Below are 18,657 nucleotides of genomic sequence, written 5' to 3'. Positions count from 1 at the left end.
GCCCCATGGCCACGACCCCCGCTGCCACCTATCGCCTGCAACTGAGACCGGATTTCACCCTGGATGATGCGGCTGACCTCGTGCCCTACCTGTCCAGGCTGGGCATCAGCCATGTGTATCTCTCCCCCTGCTTGCAGGCCAGCCCCGGCAGCACCCACGGCTACGACGTGGTGGACCCCTCCCGGGTGAATGCGGAACTGGGGGGCGAGCCCGCCCGCCAGCACCTGTGCCAGGCCCTCGAGGTCCATGGCATGGGGCAGGTCCTGGACATCGTCCCCAATCACATGGCAGTGGCCGGCGACCGGAACCCCTGGTGGTGGGACGTGCTGGAAAACGGCCCCGCCAGTCGCTATGCCCCGTATTTCGATGTGGACTGGGAGGCCTCGGAAGAGCGCTGGCCCAACAAGGTGCTGCTGCCGGTGCTGGGGGACCACTACGGCCGCATCCTGGAAAACGGCGAACTGGAAGTCCGTTTCCAGGCAGGCCACTTCACCCTGAATTACCACGAGCACAGCTTCCCGCTGGATCCCTGGTCCCTGGCGGGCATCCTCGGGGGCGCCCACCAGGACAGCGGCAGCGAACTGCTGGGGTTTCTGGCCGAATCCTGTGCCCGCCTGCCCCGCCCGGGCTCGGCCACCGGCGGCCAGCGGGAGCGGCGTCACCGGGACAAGGCGGTGATCCATCAGTTGCTGGCCGGCGCCTGTCGCGACGAACCCGATGCCCGGGCGGCCATCCTGGCCCGGATGGACCGCATAAACCAGGACCCGGACGCCCTGGACGCCCTCATCGAACACCAGAACTACCGCCTGGCCTGGTGGCGCACCGCCGACCGGGACCTGGGCTACCGGCGTTTCTTCGACATCAAGGATCTGGCCGGTCTGCGGGTGGAGGACCAGGAAGTCTTCGAGGCCATTCATCAACTGCCGCTGCGCTGGTATCAGGAGGGCAGCGTGCAGGGCCTGCGCATCGATCACCCGGACGGACTGCGCGACCCGGCCCAGTACTTCCAGCGCCTGGCCCGGGCTTGCCCCGGCGCCTGGGTGGTGGCGGAAAAGATCCTCGAGCCCGGCGAACAGCTGCCCGAGGACTGGCCCATCGCCGGCACCACCGGCTATGACTTCCTCAACCGCGTGCAAGGGCTGTTCGTGGACCCGGAGGGTGAAGGCCCGCTCACGGCCCTCTGGGAAGACCTCACCGGCGAGAGCGCCTGCTTCGACGATCAGGTCTACCAGGCCAAGCGTCAGGTGCTGCAGGATCTGCTGGGCAGCGAACTGAACCGGCTCACCTCCCTGTTCGTCAGTATCTGCGAAGGGCAGCGCCGTCACCGGGACTACACCCGACACCAGCTCCAGCAGGTGTTGCTGGAGGCCGCCAGCTGCTTCCCCGTGTATCGCAGCTATTTGCGTGCTGGCGAGCCCGTGCACCCCACGGATCGGGCCCACATCCATCAGGCCCTGTCCCGGGTGAAGGCGCGCCGTCCCGACCTGGATCCGGAGCTTCTGGAGTTCCTCGAGGCCCTGCTCACCCTGGCGCGCGAAGGGCACCGGGAGACGGAACTGGCGCTGCGTTTCCAGCAACTCACCGGCCCGGCCATGGCCAAGGGGGTGGAGGATACGGTGTTCTATCGCTATCACCGGCTGATCGCCCTGAACGAGGTGGGCGGCGACCCGGGGCAATTCGGTCTGTCACCCGAAGACTTTCACGGGGCCTGCACCGAGGCCCATCGCCGCCATCCACAGGCCATGCTGTCCACCTCCACCCACGACACCAAACGCAGCGAGGATGTGCGCGCCCGGCTGTGCCTGCTCTCCCAGGTGCCCGAGGCCTGGACCGAGGCGGTCCGGGGTTTTTGGGCCCACAACGCACGGCATCGCTCGCCTGAGGGGCCGGATCCTGCCATGGAGTACCTCTACTATCAGGCCCTGGTGGGGGTGTGGCCCGGCGTAGCGGATGACGAGGCCGTGGAGGCGCTGTTGCCCCGTCTGCAGGGCTTCATGGAGAAGGCTGCCCGGGAGGCCAAGGTGCACACCTCCTGGACCCGCAACAACCCGGAATACGAACGGGCTGTGCAGCACTTCGTCGAGGCCACGCTGGGCGATGACACATTCCTGCAACAACTGCAGGCCTTCGCGGCTCTCCTGATCGAACCGGGCCGGGTGAACAGTCTGGCCCAGACCCTCATCAAGCTCACCGCCCCCGGCGTGCCCGACATCTACCAGGGCACGGAGCTGTGGGATCTGAGCCTGGTGGATCCGGACAACCGGCGCCCGGTGGATTTTGCCGAGCGGCAGACATGGCTTGAGGTGTGCGAAGCCGGCCCCACGCCCGAACGCATTCTTGAAGACATGGAAGCAGGCCTGCCCAAGCTGTGGGTGATCCACCGGACCCTGGCCCTGCGGGCGCTGTATCCGCACTGGTTCGATGAGCGGGCCGGGTATCGCCCCCTGCAGGCCAGGGGGAGCCGGCAGGATCATGTGGTCGCCTACCAGCGCGGGCCGGATCCGACCGGGTCCGATCAGGCAGAGGGTGTGGTGGTCATCGTGCCGCGACTGGGCCTGGATCTCGGCGTGGAGTGGTCCGACACCCGGCTGACCCTGCCCCCGGGAGACTGGCACCACTGGTTCACCGGGGAGAACCTGGAAGGCGGAGAGCACCTCATGGCAGACCTGTTGGGTCGCTATCCGGTGGCGCTGCTCGCGTCGGCGCCGCCCCCGGCACCCGGGCAGAATCGAGATTCCAGCTAAGGCAACTGGTTGACAACCCAAATGAATATTCCCCGTGTCTGGGCACCCCACGCCCATCAGGTCGATCTGGACTGCCAGGGTGAACGCCGCCCCCTGAAGCCCCTGGGTGACGGCTGGTGGTGCGGCGGCGGGCCACTGACCCATGGTACCGACTACGCCTTTCTCGTGGACGGCGAAGGGCCTTTCCCGGACCCCCGCTCCCCCTGGCAGCCCCAGGGCGTGCATGGGCCCTCCCGCTGGCTGGACCACGACCGCTTCACCTGGCACGACACGGCCTGGCAGGCGCCGCCCCTGGCCAGTGCCGTGATCCAGGAGATCCACGTGGGGACCTACACCCCCGAGGGCACCTTCGAGGCCATCATCCCGCGGCTGGATCATCTGCGGGACCTGGGCATCACCCATGTGGAACTCATGCCCGTGGCCGCCTTCCCGGGTCGTCACGGCTGGGGCTATGACGGCGTGGCCCTGTTCGCCCCCCACGCGCCCTACGGCGGTCCCGAGGGGCTCAAGCGTCTGGTGGATGCCTGTCATGGCAAGGGCCTGGCGGTGCTGCTGGACGTGGTCTACAACCACCTGGGGCCCAGCGGCAACTACCTGGGCCACTTCGGGCCCTACTTCACCGATGCCTATCAAACCCCCTGGGGGCAGGCCGTCAACCTGGACCGGGCCGACAGCCCTCAGGTGCGCCGGTTCTTCCTGGACAACGCCCTGCACTGGCTGGAGCATTACCACATCGACGGTCTGCGCATCGACGCGGTACATGCCATCATCGATACCTCCGCCACGCATTTTCTGGAAACCCTCGCCGAGGAGGTGGAACGCCTGCAGGCCCGCCTGGGCCGCCATCTCACCCTGATCGCCGAGAGTGACCTGAACGACCCGCGCATCCTCCGTCCCCGGGCCGTGGGCGGTTACGGGCTGGACGCCCAATGGAACGAGGACTTCCACCACGCCCTGCATGCCGCCCTCACCGGGGAACGCCAGGGCTACTACGAAGACTTCGGCGACCTGGCGCACCTGAGCCGGGCCGTCACCCGGGGGTTCTGCTATGCCGGGGATTATTCCCGCTATCGACGCCGCCATCACGGCCGCAGCGCCGCCGATCTGCCGGGCCACTGTTTCGTGGGCTGCCTGCAGAACCATGATCAGATCGGCAACCGCGCGGTGGGGGATCGCAGCAGCCGATTGCTATCCACCGGCCTGCTCCAGGTGGGCGCCGCCATCGTGCTCACCGCACCCTTCGTGCCCATGCTGTTCCAGGGGGAAGAATGGGGGGCGGGCACGCCGTTTCTGTACTTCACCGATCACCAGGAGCCGGAGCTGGCCGAGGCCGTGCGGGAAGGGCGCCGCCGGGAGTTCGCCGCCTTCGGCTGGGACCCGGAGCAGGTGCCCGATCCCCAGGCGCCGGAGACCTTCCAGCGCTCCCGCCTGGAGTGGGATGAGTTGGACCGTGAGCCGCACCGGGAACTGTTGCAATGGCACAGGAACCTGATCCACCTGCGCCGACATCATCCCGCCTTTGCCGATGACCGCCTGGACCGGGTGACCGCCCGGGGCGACGAACAGGCCCGCTGGTGGGTGATGTCACGCCCCGGTATCGTGGTGGCCTGCAACCTGGCACCCTCGGGGCAACGGGTACCGTTGACGCAGCAACCCGGCGAGATCCTGCTTGCCTCGGCACCCGGAGTGAGCCTGGAGGCCGGCGGCGTCCAGCTGCCGGCCGAGTCGGTGGTGATCCTGGAAGCACCCGACTGCTCCCTTCTCTCCTTGCCCACCCTCACCCCAACCCCTCCCCCGCCAGCGGGAGAGGGGCTTCATACACCATGACAACCAGAACAGACCATGACCCATCAGGAAAAACCCATCACCCGCCGCGGCCACTTCCTCCCCATCGAGGACCATGGCCTCATTGGCGATGGCACCACCGCCGCCCTGGTGGGGCGGGACGGCGCCATCTCCTGGTTGTGCGTGCCCCGCTTCGACAGCGATCCCCTGTTCTGCGGTCTGCTGGATCATGAAAAGGGGGGCGCCTTCAGTGTGGCCCCCGAACCCTTGCTGAGCGCCTGCCAGTACTACCAGCCCGACACCGGCGTGCTGGTCACCCGCATGAGCGGTCCCGACGGTACCGTGGAGGTGACCGACGCACTTACCCTGCGGGCCGGGGCCGATCTGTCGGAAGATACCCCGGCGGGGCGCGGTGAGTTGCTGCGTCATATCCGGGTGGTCAGTGGAAGGGTGCGCCTGCGCGTGAGCATTCACCCTCGGGGGGGCGCCCGCTGCGACCCCCATGGCGGCGGCCTGACCCTGCGGCCCGCCCGCCACCCCGACCTGGAACTGCACGTTGCCTCAAGCCTTGCCGTGGAAGGGCTGGATCAGAGCTTTGATCTGCGCGCAGGGGACACCCATCACCTGGTGCTTTCCTGGGGGCCCCATGCCCACCGCTTCCACCTGCATCGCCCCGAGGAAACCCTCGAGGCCACCGTGGAGGTCTGGCGCCGCTGGATGACCCATTTCGATTATCAGGGTCCGCGGGAGGCGATGGTGAGGCGCTCCGCCATCACCCTCAAACTCATGGACTACACCGCCACCGGCGCCATGGTTGCCGCGCCCACCTCCTCCCTGCCCGAAGCCCTGGGCGGCCCCCGCAACTGGGATTATCGCTATGCCTGGATCCGCGATGCCGCCTTCTCGGTCTATGCCATGGGTCGCATTGGCCTGCAGCATGAGGCCGAAGGTTTCATCGGCTGGGTACTAGATGCGGTGGACCGGGCCGGCTGGCCCCGCGTGCTGTATGACGTGGATGGTCACGTGCCGCCCCCGGAAAGGGAAGACCCGGACCTGAGCGGCTATCGCGGCGCACGACCCGTGCGCTGGGGCAACGGCGCAGCGGAGCAGCGTCAGCACGACGTGTTCGGCGAGATCCTGGATTGCGCCTACCGCTGGGTGCAGTGGGGTGGCCCGCTGGACGCCAGGCTCTGGGAACAGCTTCGGCGCCTGGTGGAGGCCGCCGGCCGGGAATGGCGCAACCCGGATCACGGCATCTGGGAAGTGCGTACTGCGGGCCGCCCCTTCACCTATTCGGCCGCCCTGTGTGCCGTTGCACTGGACCGGGGGGCTCGCCTGGCCGAGGTCCATCACATGCCCGGGGATGTGGAGCAATGGCGCGCCGAGGCCCAGGTGATCCGCGAGGCCATCCTGGAAAGCGCCTGGGACCCTGACCTGGAATCCCTCACCGAGCACCTGGGTGGCGGAGGTCTGGACGCCAGCCTGCTGGCCCTGCCCCTGCGGGGCGTGATCCCCGCGGATCATCCGAAGATGGTGGCCACCACCGAGGCCGTGGTGAAGCACCTGGGGGCCGGCAATGGCCTGCTCTACCGCTACTTGCCGGAAGAGTCACCCGACGGTCTGAGCGGTCACGAGGGGGCCTTCCTGCTGTGCAGCTTCTGGCTGGTGGACAACCTGCTGGGTCAGGGGCGCCAGGACGAGGCCATGGCGCTGTTCGATTCCCTGTGTGACCGCGCCAACCCCCTCGGCCTGCTCCCGGAGCAGATCGACCCCGCCAGCGGCGCCTTCCTGGGCAACTTCCCCCAGGCCTTCAGTCACGTGGGGGTGATTTCCAGCGCCATCAACCTGGCCAGGGCAGGATTCGGCCACTCCGCTCCATAGGGCGTATGCTATCCGCTATGCTCAATGATCGAGAGCCCCTCAGAAGGTCACTGACAATTCCATGAGACTGTTTAACTGTGGCTCTTGCGGCCAATTGATCTATTTTGAAAACACCAGTTGCACCCGCTGTGGCCACACCCTGGGATTCCTGCCCGATACCCTGGAAGTGGCGGCCCTGGAGCCGGAGGAGGGCGGGTTGTGGCGACCGGTGGGCGCGGTATCCCAGGGGCGCTATCGCATGTGTAACCACTACGCCCGCGATGCGGTGTGCAACTGGATGGTGCCCGCCGAAGAGGATGAGCGGTTCTGCGCCGCCTGCCGTCTCAACCAGGTGATTCCGGACCTGAGCGTGCCGGGCAACAAAAAGTTGTGGTATCGCCTGGAGACGGAGAAGCGCCGCCTGGTCTACAGCCTGTTGCGCCTGAAACTGCCCGTTGTGCCCCGTACCCGCGACCCACTGGGGCTGGCCTTTGCCTTCATGGCCGATGTGGAGCCCCAGTTCTACGAAACCGAGCGCGTCATGACCGGGCACGCCCAGGGCCTGATCACCATCAACATCGCCGAGGCCGACCCAGCCACCCGCGAGCGCCTGCGGGAGCAGATGGCCGAACCCTATCGCACCATTCTTGGGCATTTTCGGCACGAGTCGGGCCACTATTACTGGGAGCGTCTCATCAGGGATTCACCCTGGCTGGAGATCTTCCGCGCCCACTTCGGGGATGAACGGGAGAATTATGCCCAGGCCCTGCAGCGGCATTACCAGCAGGGGCCGCCGTCGGACTGGGGGCAGCACTTCATCAGCAGCTATGCCAGCAGTCACCCCTGGGAGGACTGGGCCGAGACCTGGGCCCATTACCTGCACATCGTCGACACCCTGGAAACGGCCCACGCCTGGGGCCTGGAGGTGGGTCCGCGGGTGGAGCAGGGCTGCGATCTGCGCGCCGCCCCCGATTTCGATCCCTACGAGCAGCGGGACTTCGCCCCCCTCATGGATCACTGGCTGCCGCTGACCTATGCCCTCAACAGCCTCAACCGCAGCATGGGACACAGCTCTGCCTATCCCTTCGTGCTCTCCCCGAAGGCCATGGAGAAGATGGCGCTGATCCACCGGATCGTCGGCGGGGAATCGCCGGCTTGACCCGGAACCAGGGATCCACGATGCTCCCTGAATCACACGACCACACCGCCGCGGGAGCCCGCCCAGACCATGCTGTTGATGATCGATAATTACGACTCCTTCACCTACAACCTGGTGCAGTATCTGGGTGAACTGGGGGCCGACGTGGACGTGCGTCGCAACGATGCCATCACCGTGGACGAGATCGAGGCCATGGCCCCGGAGCGCATCGTCATCTCCCCCGGCCCCTGCACCCCCGACCAGGCCGGCATCTCCCTGGAAGTGATCCGCCGGTTCGCCGGCCGGGTGCCGCTGCTGGGGGTGTGTCTGGGGCATCAGAGCATCGGTCAGGCCTTTGGCGGGCATATCATCCATGCCCGGGAGATCATGCACGGCAAGACCTCCATGGTGCATCACAAGGATATGGGCGTGTTTCATGGGTTGGAGAACCCCCTGGAGGCCACCCGATATCATTCCCTGGTGATCGACAAGACACGCCTGCCCGACTGCCTGGAAGTGACTGCCTGGACCGAAACTCAGGATGGTCAACTGGACGAAATCATGGGCGTGCGCCACCGGGAACTGGCGGTGGAAGGCGTGCAATTCCACCCGGAATCCATCCTCACCCGCCAGGGGCACGAACTGCTGCAGAACTTCCTGCGCACGCCTTTGGTGGTTGACCGGTCGCCCGGGGGCCGTGAAAATCCCGCCAAACACCATGACAGGGGGCGGGCGACACCATGAACATGCAGGAGGCCATCCGGGCCGTAACCGAACACCGGGATCTCTCCGGGCAGGAAATGATCACCGTCATGCGTCATATCATGACCGGCGAGGCCACGCCAGCCCAGATCGGCGGGTTCCTGGTGGGGCTGCGCATGAAGGGCGAGACGGTGGACGAAGTCGCCGCTGCCGCCTCCGTCATGCGTGAACTGGCCACCCGGGTGGACGTGGATGCCGAGCACCTGGTGGACACCTGCGGCACCGGCGGCGATGCCTCCGGCACCTTCAACATCTCCACCGCCGCCGCCTTCGTGGTGGCGGCCGCTGGAGGTCGGGTGGCCAAGCACGGCAACCGCTCCGTCTCCAGCCGTTCCGGCAGCGCCGACGTGCTGGAAAGCGCTGGCGTCAACCTGGACCTGGACCCGGAGCAGGTGGCCCGCTGCATCAACCAGGTGGGCGTGGGCTTTTTGTTCGCCCCCCGGCACCATGGCGCCATGAAGCACGCCGTGGGGCCGCGCCGCGAGATGGGGGTGCGCACCCTGTTCAATGTGCTGGGCCCGCTCACCAACCCGGCCGGCGCCCCCAACCAGGTGCTGGGGGTGTTCAGCACCCACTGGCTGGAGCCCCTGGCCCAGGTGCTCAAGCTGCTGGGCAGCCGGCACGTGATGGTGGTGCATGCCGAGGACGGTCTGGACGAGATCAGCATCGGCGCCCCCACCCGGGTGGCGGAATTGCGCGATGGCGAGGTCACCACCCGCATCATCGCTCCCGAGGAATTCGGTATGGAACGTACGCCCCTGGACGCCGTGCGGGTGGACAGCGCCGAGGAGAGTCTGGCGTTGATCCGGGGCGTGTTCGAGGGTCGCCCCGGGCCAGCGAGGGACATCACCCTGCTCAACGCGGGTGCCGCCATCTACGTGGCTGGCCTGGCCGAAACGCTGGACGCGGGTATCCAGCGGGCTGCCCAGGTCATCGACAATGGTGGCGCTGCTGCCAAGATGGACGAACTGATATCGCTGTCGGGGGCCATCCAGTGAGCGACGCACCGGATATCCTGAAGAAGATCCTCGCCCGCAAGCGCGAGGAGGTGGCCGAACGCAGCCGACACACCCCGATGGCGGACCTGATCCGTTTCACGGACGCCGCCCCCGCCGTGCGCCCCTTCCTGCAGGCACTGCGGGATCGCATCCAGGCTGGTGATCCGGCGGTGATCGCCGAGGTGAAGAAGGCCAGCCCCAGCAAGGGGGTGTTGCGAGAGGATTTTGATCCAGCAGCCATTGCCCGAAGTTATGAGCAGGGCGGGGCAGCGTGCCTGTCGGTGCTCACCGATCACGATTTCTTCCAGGGGCACGAGGCCTATCTGGAGGATGCCCGCGCTGCCTGCAGTCTGCCGGTGCTGCGCAAGGATTTCATCATCGACCCTTATCAGGTCCACGAGGCCCGGGTGATGGGGGCCGACTGCGTGCTGCTCATCGTCTCGGCCCTGGGGGATGCGAACCTCAAGGATCTGCTGCAACTGATCCACGAGCTGGGCATGAACGCCCTGGTGGAAGTGCACGACGCCGAGGAACTGGAGCGGGCCCTCAATCTGGATGCCACGCTGATCGGCATCAACAATCGCAGCCTCAGAACCTTCGAAACCCGTCTGGAGACCACCCTGGACATGGTGGATCGTGTGCCTGCGGACCGTCTGCTGGTCACCGAGAGCGGCATTCACCGCCGCGAGGACGTGGAGCGAATGCGCGCCGCCGGCGTGCACGCCTTCCTGATCGGCGAAGCCTTCATGAAGGCGCCGGACCCGGGCCAGGAACTTGCCACCCTGATGGGCTTCCCCCAGGCTTGATCCCGGGCACCGTGGGAGCGGGCCTGCCCGCGAAAGACGAAGCCCCATAACCCAGCGCCCAATCAGGGAATCGACAACCGCCATCGGCAGGCGTAACCTGACCATCGAGGCACCCCACGCCCCAACAGGGCGTGGTGAGAATAAACAAAAGCCCGATACCAAAGGAGACTGCCATGGCTGCACGCTACGCACTGATTCCGTCCCATACGCTGTCTGAACATGTGACTGTCCATCGTTTTGGCCAGGGTCTGCCCTCGCGGGTGACCATGGAGGATCCGGCCGGGGATGTGATGACCGATTTCCGCCGCGTGGAGGCGGTGACCGCGCCGCCCGAAATGCCCATGGACGCGGCGCTGCAGAAGATGATTCATGCCGGGGTGCGGTTGCTCATTGTGGTGGATCGCGAGGAGGGTGTGCGTGGTGTGGTCACCGCCCGGGACATCATGGGTGAGAAGCCGGTCAAGGCCGTCTCGAACGAGCGCATCTCCCACAATGCTCTGCTGGTGCAGCATGTGATGACGCCCCGGGGCGAGTTGAGCGTGATGGACCATTACGATGTGGTCACGGCCCGGGTGGGGGATGTGGTGGTCACCCTGCGCGATGCGGGGCGTCAGCACGCCCTGGTGGTGGAGTATGACGAGCGGCGCCGTGAGTTGTTGCGCGGATTGTTCTCCCTGACGCAGATCGGCCGGCAACTGGGGGTGGAGATCACCTCGGAGGGGCCGGTGCAGAGTTTTGCGGAGATTGAGAAGTTGTTGAATCGGTAGGTTGGTGGCGGGGTTCCGAACCGGGCAGGGGGCGGAGTTCTTGCGGCGGGACGCCGTGAATACGTCCCTGTAGGCTTGATCGCCGCATCCCTGCGGCGAACACCCGCCTCCAGAACACCACCCCCTGCCCGGTTCTGCTTGGGTGGTTGGCGGCGGCAGACACCCGCCTCCAGGAACCCACCCCGGCCCGGGTTCTGCTTTACAAATCCCCCGCCGGGTTGTCGTCTCCCTGGGCGCGGGGGACCAGGAACTCCTTCTCCAGGGCCTTCACCCGGGCTTCCATGGCCGAGAGGCGCTCGCGGGTGCGCTCCAGCAGCGCGGCCTGGACCTCGAATTCCTCCCGGGTGACCAGATCCATCCGGTGGAAGGCGCCCGACAGGCCGGCCTTGAGGTTCTTCTCGATGTCCGCCTGAACATGCTGCACGGACTCGGGCATCATCCCGCTCAGTTTGCGGACCATTTCATCCAGGCTCTTGTTGTCGATCATGGTGCACCTCCGTGCCGTGTACGTGTGTTGTATCTATTTTACGCCTTCCGCCGGCCGAACGAAGCCCCTTCTCATTGCTGCACCACAACAGTGCAAGACAGCGCCCCGATCCCCCCAAAACAGGGCATCCCCCGCACCTGAATGTGCCCGCCAATCCCCAACCCACTGATAAAAAAGAAAATCCCAACCTGGCACGCCAAATGCTAAACCCCTCCCGGCAGTGACTTTTACACCACAGACAGCAACAACGACCTGCGAGAGGACAACCTCAATGAGCAAGACCCTGACCAAGACCGCCCTGACCGCCGCCGTGACCACCGCCCTGCTGGCCGGCACCGCCGTCACCTCCACGGCCTCGGCGGAGGTGAGTGCGAATATCGGCTTCACCAGCAACTACCTGTTCCGCGGTGTCTCCGAATCCGGTGACGATGCCGCCGTGCAGGGCGGACTCGATTTCGAGCACGAAGGGGGCTTCTACATCGGCACCTGGACCTCCAGCCTGGGTGGTGGCGGCAGCTATGAGCTGGATGGCTACTTCGGGGTGGCGGGAGAGATTGGTGATACCGGTGTGGGCTTCGACGTGGGCTACATCTACTATGCCTACCCCGCCGATGACGATCTCGATTTCGGCGAACTCTATGGCGCCCTGGACTTCATGGGCTTCTACGGCATGGTCAACTTCGTCACCAACGCTGATGAGAGCGACTTCGAGGATTCCCTCGCCTACGAGATCGGGTACTCCAACGAATTCATGCCCGGCATGACTTTCGGCGGCACCATCGGCTATTGGGACTTCGACGACAGTGAAGCCGAAGACTATACCTGGTGGTCCCTCTACATGACCAAAGCCACCGACATGGGCGATTTCACCTTCGCCTACACCCAGAACGATACCGACGAGGATGACGACCCGCGCGTCAACGTCTCCTACGTCATGTCCTTCTAACCCGACCCAGAGACATCCACGCACACGGCGGGTGGCCTGACCGGCTGCCCGCCCAAGGAGCAGCCAACATGAAACTGGTCACAGCAATCATCAAGCCCTTCAAGCTGGACGACGTGCGTGAAGCCCTGTCGGAGATCGGCGTGCAGGGGATCACCGTCACGGAGGTCAAGGGCTTCGGACGTCAGAAGGGCCACACGGAACTCTACCGGGGGGCCGAGTACGTGGTGGATTTCCTGCCCAAGGTGAAGATGGAAGTCGCCGTGGATGATGGCCTGGTGGATCAGGTCATCGAGGCGGTGAGCAAGGCCGCCAACACCGGCAAGATCGGCGACGGCAAGATCTTCGTCTTCCCGCTGGAGCAGGCCATTCGCATCCGTACCGGCGAGACCGGCACCGACGCACTCTAAATCATCATCGAATAACACTCACTTGGCGGGGGATTCATTGTGGAAAACCAAGTCATAGAAGTCGCATACGGGCTGGATACGTTCTATTTCCTCGTATCCGGTGCCCTGGTCATGTGGATGGCCGCGGGCTTCACGATGCTCGAGGCGGGCCTGGTCCGCTCCAAGAGCACCGTGGAGATTCTCACCAAGAACATCGCGCTGTACTCCATCGCCTGCATCATGTACATGATCATCGGCTACAACATCATGTACGGCGGCGGCATCAACGCCCTGATTCCCAGCTTCTGGCCCGTGCTCAGCGCCGTGGACAACACGGCTGAAGAGGTCATCGCCAGCGGCGGGGAGATCTACTACTCCAACCTGTCCGACTTCTTCTTCCAGGTGGTCTTCGTGGCCACGGCCATGTCCATCGTCTCCGGTGCCGTGGCCGAGCGCATGAAGCTCTGGGCCTTCCTGGCCTTCTGTGTGATCCTCACCGGCTTCATCTACCCCATCCAGGGCTTCTGGAGCTGGGGCGAAGGCTTCCTGGATCAGCTGGGCTACCTGGACTACGCCGGTTCCGGCATCGTCCACATGACCGGTGCCGTGGCCGCCCTGGCCGGTGTGCTGCTGCTCGGCGCTCGTAAGGGCAAGTACGGTCCCAAGGGGCAGGTCAACGCCCTGCCGGGTGCCAACATGCCGCTGGCCACCCTGGGTATCTTCATCCTCTGGATGGGCTGGTTCGGCTTCAACGGTGGTTCCGAGCTCAAGGTGTCGGATGTGGAATCCGCCAACGCCGTGGCACGGGTGTTCACCAACACCAACCTCTCCGCTGCCGGTGGTGTGGTTGCCGCGCTGATCACCTCCCGACTGCTGTTCGGCAAGACCGATCTCACCATGGGCCTCAACGGTGCCCTGGCAGGCCTGGTGGCCATCACCGCCGAACCGCTCATGCCCCATCCCATGCTGGCGGTCATGATCGGCTTCATCGGCGGCGTGCTGGTGGTCTTCTCCATCATCCTGCTGGACAAGGTGAAGATCGACGACCCGGCAGGCGCCATCTCCGCCCACGGTACGGCCGGCATCTGGGGTGTGTTTGCGGTGCTGCTCTCCAACCCGGACGCCAGCTTCGTGGCTCAGCTGGTAGGTGTGCTCTCCATCTTTGCCTTCGTCTTCACCGCCAGCCTGCTGGTGTGGCTGATCCTCAAGTACACCATGGGCATCCGCATCAGCGAAGAGGACGAAATGCGGGGCGTGGACATCGCCGAGTGTGGCCTCGAGGCCTATCCGGAGTTCACCCCGGGCCGTAAGTAAGTCTCCTCTGCAGGGAGTGGAAGTGATTGCGGGCGCCTGAGGCGCCCGCTTTTTTCATTGACTTAGTGGAAAGGTAGGCGCGTCATCCGTCCCATTTGGCTCATCAGGCGACAGCAAGCTCCTCGCCCGAATCAGATACCCCCATCAACTCAATGCTCTCCCCAGCCATCTCCCCGGGGGCATCCTCCCAGTCCGACGCCATGGGCAGCATCCAGCCTGCCTCGCGGGCAGCAGCCTCCATCTCCCGCAGATCGTCATTATGCAATTCTCCGAACGAGAACTCGGGGGAGTCATCAATGCGGAATTCACGTCCGTCACCCAAAGTGAGTGCGGCTGTGATATCCGGTGCCTCATGGGCCAGAAAATCGATCTGAACCAGATACGGCATGTTGGAGAAGGTTTCCACGTAAACCATGCCCGGCTGCTCCAGTCCGGGGGCCAGTTGATCTACCAACTCCGTGGCCGAATTCCCGCTGGCCTCATAGGTTTGTCCATCCCATTCGATCGTGATCGAGGCGCCAGAGAAAAGCCCCTGGTAGTCATTGAACGCCAGCGTGTACGCCGTGGGCTCATTGGCAGCAGTTGGTCGAGGAAAGATCAGTTCATCGGGGAAGCTGGGTACACCCCCCCAGGCGCTCAGGCTGACCCCTGCCACGTCCTCAATTCCATCTTCAACAAAAAAACGGTCATCGCGATCGATCAAGGTCTCCAGAACCTCTCCATACCATCGCCCGAAACCTTCCGGGTCATCCAGGCTCGGAGGCTGTGGCAACTCCCCCGAAGGCGAATCGTCCGGCACACCCGGTTCCACAGGTGCCGGCGCCGCCTCGTCGGGCAGATCCGCCAACGCCTCGGTGCGAGCTTCCACGGCCCCCTGCGTCAACATGCTCACCCAGGCCAACGCGGCCTCAGCCTGCGCCGGCACCTCACCCGCCAGACCCTCGGCCCGGGTAGCCACCCACTCGGCGGCCGCCTGATTTCCTGCATGATCCTCGCTGGGCACAAATCGCCCCTGCCCCTCGTGGGCTTGCTGCACGAACGTGCCCGCCAGTTCATCCACTGACAGATCATCATTGAGTCGGTCCAGCCAGTAGCCGATGCGGGCCTCGGCATTCGCCATGGACGACGCATCGTCGTAGCCAAGCAACTGCTCGTAGGCCCTCTCCACCACAGCCCTCAGGCCACCCTCTGCAAGACCAGCCCCCACGAAGGTTTGGTTCAAATCATTCAATGCCTGTTCCTGAAACATCGTTGCGTCTCCCTGGTTACTTTGTTCTCAACACCACGCTCACAGTGGCCCAGACGCGCCCGCACGTTCAGATTAAAGATCAACGCTGAGCAAGCGCGCCGACCCAGGCTAGCAGTGGTGGATATGATGTTTCAGTGCTCAAATGCCCTAGAACTGTGACCAATTTCAAGTTTGCATGTAGGGTTTTTCCTACATCACTCAGCCAAAGCGGATTTCCGGACGGGCGGGCGTGATTGGTCAGGGCTCCAGGAAATTTGCGCCTGTCAAACGTGCTGCGCTGTCGATGCATTTTACACTTAACCCCTCCCAAAGCTGCCTAGCAGAGCCCTGCCAACCTAGACCGGTCGCCCGAAGTCAACCCAAAACCGCCTGAGTTTACGTGGTTAAGTGTCGGTATTTTTTTCAATGCCATGCCTTGTTGTGCCGTTTCACCTGTAAGTTTTTGTATTTTTTCTGGTTATTTTTTTCTGGCTTTATATTTGCTGGGTTCGTCTGGCTGTTGCTTTTTGTCACAAAAATAATCAAAGGGAGATGTAAATGTTTAATCAGGGCCTGCCTAATAACCATCAGACCGCAATTATCCATACGGATGCAGCGTCCTACAAAATTCCCGTTATGCCGGGTGCTTTGTCATGGGACCTGCAATATATGGACTGGTATGCTGACAACTTTTATGTTAAGGACCCTGATACAGGGGCCGTTGTGCATGGGTTGGATTATCATCTCGTTTCTGACCTGATGACTGCGAGTAGAACCGTGGCGTTGTTGCAGGAGCATGACTACAGGGGTATTCACTCTCCTCAGACTTATACCATTGTTGATCGTGTTATTGATGATCTTAATAATCATAACATAGAGCTAAAAAACGACCTGCAGCAGCAAGTGAAAATCGACGTGAATTTAGCACTAGCTGCTGCTGCCCTGTCATTCGCCGCTGCCGGTGCGGTAGTAATATTTCCGCCTTCTGGTATTCTGACTTTGCCGGCCTTAAAAGTTGCGGGTGTTGCATTTGCAACTAGCGTCGCTAGCGCTTGGTCAGCATCTCTCAGTGCTCAGGATCATGTCAACTCTCTGCTGCTATCGCATTCGGAAGGTGTGATACTTGGTGTGATCACTGACTACGCTAATACCTTCAGAGAGTTTTTGCCGGAGGGCTATTGGTCAGAAGATGGAAATCACGCCGAGTTCGAAGCTCAGTTGGCAGATCTAGAAAAATTGAGCGACCTGCACACGTCTCTATGGTTGAACCTTGCCACAATAAACGCTTTACAGAATGAGGTGGCCAGGGATCTAAATCCGGGGGATCCGCGGCTTTTGCAGTTGGCGGAGTTTTTGCCCAATTACGGTACAGCCTATTCCTTTATAAACTTGGTTGGGAATATTGTTGAAAATCGTAACGACAAGGCCAAGGCCGAAGCGTTAATGGAAAGCGAGTTTGTGGACTTCGAATGGAGTGCAGCACAAGATCTGATGTTCATGCCTCCGAACTCCCCGGATTATCAGGAGTTGGCTCAGGCAGCAGCTAAAATTCACGTAGGAGAATTTGCCAACCCTTTTAAAGCCTACTCGGCAGACGTGCATGCGCCGCATGATTTATTGGAGGCGTTGAGTGGTCAAGTCGATGGCATCGAAGTAGATTACCAGTCGGTGAACTATATTGGGGCTGATGAGGCCGTATCGTTCTTTTCGCCATTCGATTTCGGCGGGGCCGTGAGAATGGGTAATCCCGGAGTGTTGCTAACCAGTGGAGGTGGGATGCCGCCCCTGGCGAATACAATGGATAATTATACCGGCATATCCGATACTCCGGGTGATGCACAATTTGACCAGATCGTAAAAGCGGCTTTCCCAGGCGCGGGTAAAACATACGACGCGTCGATTTTGGAGTTTTCGTTTAATGTGGTTGATCCGGCTATAACCTCGCTGCGTTTCGATCTTATTTTTGGTTCGGAAGAATATCCAGACTATATTGATACGAGCTACGTTGATATCGCCGCGGTGATCGTGAATGACGAAAATTACGCATTATTCGATGGCGATCCGGCGAGACCGATGAGTGTCATCGGCAATAATGTCGAAAGTGGGACTTTGTTGGACAATATGGAAAATCAGTATGCCATTGAGTACAACGGTATTAGTCCCCGGATATCCATAATGGTGCCATTGAGTCACGGCGGTGAGTATGATGTTCGTATAGGTGTTGCGGATACCGGGGACGAGGTTCTTGACTCCGGCCTTTTTGTGAGCAATATGACCACATCTGCCACGAGTGCAAGCGGGATGTATGTTACTCAGGCTGCAGGAGACTCGGCGGGTAGCATCATGAGTGCTGCGGGCCCGGCTACTGCAACACTATTTGAAGCAGGGTTGGGTAATGATGTGATGACGGGTAGTGTGATGCCAGATATCTATGACCTAACCGCTGGTGGCGAGAATGTTATTAGAGGAACGGTCGAACAGCTTAATGGTGATACGATTGTTGGCTTTTCGGAAGAGGATGCGGTTGAAGTGAAGAATGTTTCGTTCACCAATGACGACATGTTGGTTGAGGAAGGGTCTGCAATTTTGCGTATTGATACCACCGGTGATAATCAGAGGGACTTGACGATCAGGCTTGAAGGTGAGTATGACCTTTCTGGATTTTCTGCCTCAGCTACGGATGATGGCGGAACCCAAGTCAGATATCATGCCTCTGGGCAGGAGTTCGATTCAGAGTCAGATCATGGCCCAACTGGCTCATCAGGAGGTGGTGGCGGTGGCGCCATCATCGAGGAAGTTGTTGATGCCGAGAATGGAGCAGATGAAGAGCCTCTCGATATGGAGTTGCCCCGGGAAGATTCAATTGCCTTGCTCAATGATGTCTTTACAGTAGTGCTCTCGGATATCGTCAACGACCATGAAGCCCTTGTTCGTGAGGCTTATTCGGTTTTCCTATCGCTTGACGGGGATTTCACGAATGCTGAACAGCGGGTGGGTTGGTGGGTATCCGAACTGGATTCTGAGGCCCTCGATACCGATAACTTCGTTGCCGCATTCTTGGATAAGGCTGATACGCATCAGGGGCGATATGTGCCTGATGCCTACTTTGAAGTGAATCAGCAACTTGTGCCGTTTGTGCTTTCAACCACCTCGCAATGGGCTCAAGAATTCGCTGAAGCGGACCTTCAGCATGCTATGTTAATCGAAATGATTCGGGACTCAGTTGATGGTGTGGCGAACGGGCTGTATGAGGGGGCGCCCCTCTATACGGAATCGGGGCTTGAGTCCAGTAATCAAGGCCCGAGCACCCACAATATCCAGGTCGTTGGAAATGGAGATGAAGGTGAGGACTGGCTGGTAGCTTAGGAAGCCAAGCGGGCAAGGTCTTTGGGCCTTGCCCGCTGTCATTGGTGATGGAAGTCGGATCGCAAGCTCT

The 18,657-nt window shown here is 62.3% G+C and carries 14 protein-coding genes; 12 read left to right on the top strand and 2 right to left on the bottom strand.

What is annotated here, in order from left to right:
* Positions 1 to 5: 5 nt before the first annotated feature.
* The 8 genes from treY to ECTHA_RS0113335 all read left to right on the top strand — a co-directional run bounded on the left by treY (position 6) and on the right by ECTHA_RS0113335 (position 10,860).
* The gene (treY, locus tag ECTHA_RS20425; RefSeq protein WP_025282722.1) at positions 6 to 2,744 is read left to right on the top strand and encodes a malto-oligosyltrehalose synthase; all 2,739 of its coding nucleotides are present in this window, start codon (positions 6 to 8) and stop codon (positions 2,742 to 2,744) included.
* Between the two features lie 21 nt (positions 2,745 to 2,765).
* Positions 2,766 to 4,571, top strand: coding sequence for a malto-oligosyltrehalose trehalohydrolase (treZ, locus tag ECTHA_RS20420; RefSeq protein ID WP_025282721.1), 1,806 nt, complete (start codon positions 2,766 to 2,768; stop codon positions 4,569 to 4,571).
* A 15-nt stretch (positions 4,572 to 4,586) separates the two neighbouring features.
* Positions 4,587 to 6,410, top strand: coding sequence for a glycoside hydrolase family 15 protein (locus ECTHA_RS0113360; RefSeq protein ID WP_025282720.1), 1,824 nt, complete (start codon positions 4,587 to 4,589; stop codon positions 6,408 to 6,410).
* Between the two features lie 61 nt (positions 6,411 to 6,471).
* Complete coding sequence (locus tag ECTHA_RS0113355) at positions 6,472 to 7,548, top strand: zinc-binding metallopeptidase family protein (RefSeq protein ID WP_025282719.1); 1,077 nt, start codon at positions 6,472 to 6,474, stop codon at positions 7,546 to 7,548.
* A 69-nt stretch (positions 7,549 to 7,617) separates the two neighbouring features.
* Positions 7,618 to 8,271, top strand: coding sequence for an aminodeoxychorismate/anthranilate synthase component II (locus ECTHA_RS0113350; protein WP_025282718.1), 654 nt, complete (start codon positions 7,618 to 7,620; stop codon positions 8,269 to 8,271).
* A complete protein-coding gene (gene trpD / locus ECTHA_RS0113345; RefSeq protein ID WP_025282717.1) occupies positions 8,268 to 9,287 on the top strand; it encodes an anthranilate phosphoribosyltransferase in 1,020 nt (339 codons plus the stop codon). The genes ECTHA_RS0113350 and trpD overlap by 4 nt, the downstream gene beginning before the upstream one ends.
* Positions 9,284 to 10,093 (top strand): indole-3-glycerol phosphate synthase TrpC, encoded by an 810-nt coding sequence (gene trpC / locus ECTHA_RS0113340; protein ID WP_025282716.1) that lies wholly within the window; start codon positions 9,284 to 9,286, stop codon positions 10,091 to 10,093. Before trpD ends, trpC begins: the two co-directional genes overlap by 4 nt.
* 173 nt (positions 10,094 to 10,266) lie before the next feature.
* Positions 10,267 to 10,860 (top strand): CBS domain-containing protein, encoded by a 594-nt coding sequence (locus ECTHA_RS0113335; protein WP_025282715.1) that lies wholly within the window; start codon positions 10,267 to 10,269, stop codon positions 10,858 to 10,860.
* Positions 10,861 to 11,059: 199 nt separating this feature from the next.
* On the opposite strand, the gene ECTHA_RS0113330 is transcribed toward ECTHA_RS0113335, so the two are convergent.
* On the bottom strand, positions 11,060 to 11,347 hold the full coding sequence (locus tag ECTHA_RS0113330; protein ID WP_025282714.1) for an accessory factor UbiK family protein: 288 nt from the start codon (positions 11,345 to 11,347) through the stop codon (positions 11,060 to 11,062).
* Between the two features lie 271 nt (positions 11,348 to 11,618).
* On the opposite strand from ECTHA_RS0113330, the gene ECTHA_RS0113325 reads away from it, so the two are divergent.
* The 3 genes from ECTHA_RS0113325 (at position 11,619) to ECTHA_RS0113315 (ending at position 13,993) form a co-directional block, all read left to right on the top strand.
* On the top strand, positions 11,619 to 12,293 hold the full coding sequence (locus tag ECTHA_RS0113325) for a TorF family putative porin (protein WP_025282713.1): 675 nt from the start codon (positions 11,619 to 11,621) through the stop codon (positions 12,291 to 12,293).
* 68 nt (positions 12,294 to 12,361) lie between these two features.
* Positions 12,362 to 12,700 (top strand): P-II family nitrogen regulator, encoded by a 339-nt coding sequence (gene glnK / locus ECTHA_RS0113320; RefSeq protein ID WP_025282712.1) that lies wholly within the window; start codon positions 12,362 to 12,364, stop codon positions 12,698 to 12,700.
* 39 nt (positions 12,701 to 12,739) lie between these two features.
* On the top strand, positions 12,740 to 13,993 hold the full coding sequence (locus tag ECTHA_RS0113315; protein ID WP_025282711.1) for an ammonium transporter: 1,254 nt from the start codon (positions 12,740 to 12,742) through the stop codon (positions 13,991 to 13,993).
* Between the two features lie 103 nt (positions 13,994 to 14,096).
* Here the strand turns inward: ECTHA_RS0113315 and ECTHA_RS0113310 are convergent, their stop codons facing one another.
* The gene (locus tag ECTHA_RS0113310) at positions 14,097 to 15,242 is read right to left on the bottom strand and encodes a hypothetical protein (RefSeq protein ID WP_025282710.1); all 1,146 of its coding nucleotides are present in this window, start codon (positions 15,240 to 15,242) and stop codon (positions 14,097 to 14,099) included.
* Positions 15,243 to 15,779: 537 nt separating this feature from the next.
* On the opposite strand from ECTHA_RS0113310, the gene ECTHA_RS0113305 reads away from it, so the two are divergent.
* On the top strand, positions 15,780 to 18,587 hold the full coding sequence (locus ECTHA_RS0113305; protein WP_026623803.1) for a choice-of-anchor L domain-containing protein: 2,808 nt from the start codon (positions 15,780 to 15,782) through the stop codon (positions 18,585 to 18,587).
* The last annotated feature ends 70 nt before the right edge of the window (positions 18,588 to 18,657 follow it).

It is taken from the genome of Ectothiorhodospira haloalkaliphila ATCC 51935 (genome assembly GCF_000633935.1).
GTDB lineage: Bacteria > Pseudomonadota > Gammaproteobacteria > Ectothiorhodospirales > Ectothiorhodospiraceae > Ectothiorhodospira > Ectothiorhodospira haloalkaliphila.
Note: the sequence above shows the minus strand (reverse complement) of the source record. Positions and strands in the feature narration are given on the sequence as shown.

Coding starts and splice junctions, on each gene's coding strand:
- glnK (WP_025282712.1), top strand. CDS start 12,362: ATGAAACTGGTCACAGCAATCATCAAGCCCTTCAAGCTGGACGACGTG.
- treZ (WP_025282721.1), top strand. CDS start 2,766: ATGAATATTCCCCGTGTCTGGGCACCCCACGCCCATCAGGTCGATCTG.
- ECTHA_RS0113325 (WP_025282713.1), top strand. CDS start 11,619: ATGAGCAAGACCCTGACCAAGACCGCCCTGACCGCCGCCGTGACCACC.
- ECTHA_RS0113350 (WP_025282718.1), top strand. CDS start 7,618: ATGCTGTTGATGATCGATAATTACGACTCCTTCACCTACAACCTGGTG.
- treY (WP_025282722.1), top strand. CDS start 6: ATGGCCACGACCCCCGCTGCCACCTATCGCCTGCAACTGAGACCGGAT.
- ECTHA_RS0113310 (WP_025282710.1), bottom strand. CDS start 15,242: ATGTTTCAGGAACAGGCATTGAATGATTTGAACCAAACCTTCGTGGGG.
- ECTHA_RS0113305 (WP_026623803.1), top strand. CDS start 15,780: ATGTTTAATCAGGGCCTGCCTAATAACCATCAGACCGCAATTATCCAT.
- ECTHA_RS0113355 (WP_025282719.1), top strand. CDS start 6,472: ATGAGACTGTTTAACTGTGGCTCTTGCGGCCAATTGATCTATTTTGAA.
- ECTHA_RS0113335 (WP_025282715.1), top strand. CDS start 10,267: ATGGCTGCACGCTACGCACTGATTCCGTCCCATACGCTGTCTGAACAT.
- trpD (WP_025282717.1), top strand. CDS start 8,268: ATGAACATGCAGGAGGCCATCCGGGCCGTAACCGAACACCGGGATCTC.
- ECTHA_RS0113330 (WP_025282714.1), bottom strand. CDS start 11,347: ATGATCGACAACAAGAGCCTGGATGAAATGGTCCGCAAACTGAGCGGG.
- ECTHA_RS0113360 (WP_025282720.1), top strand. CDS start 4,587: ATGACCCATCAGGAAAAACCCATCACCCGCCGCGGCCACTTCCTCCCC.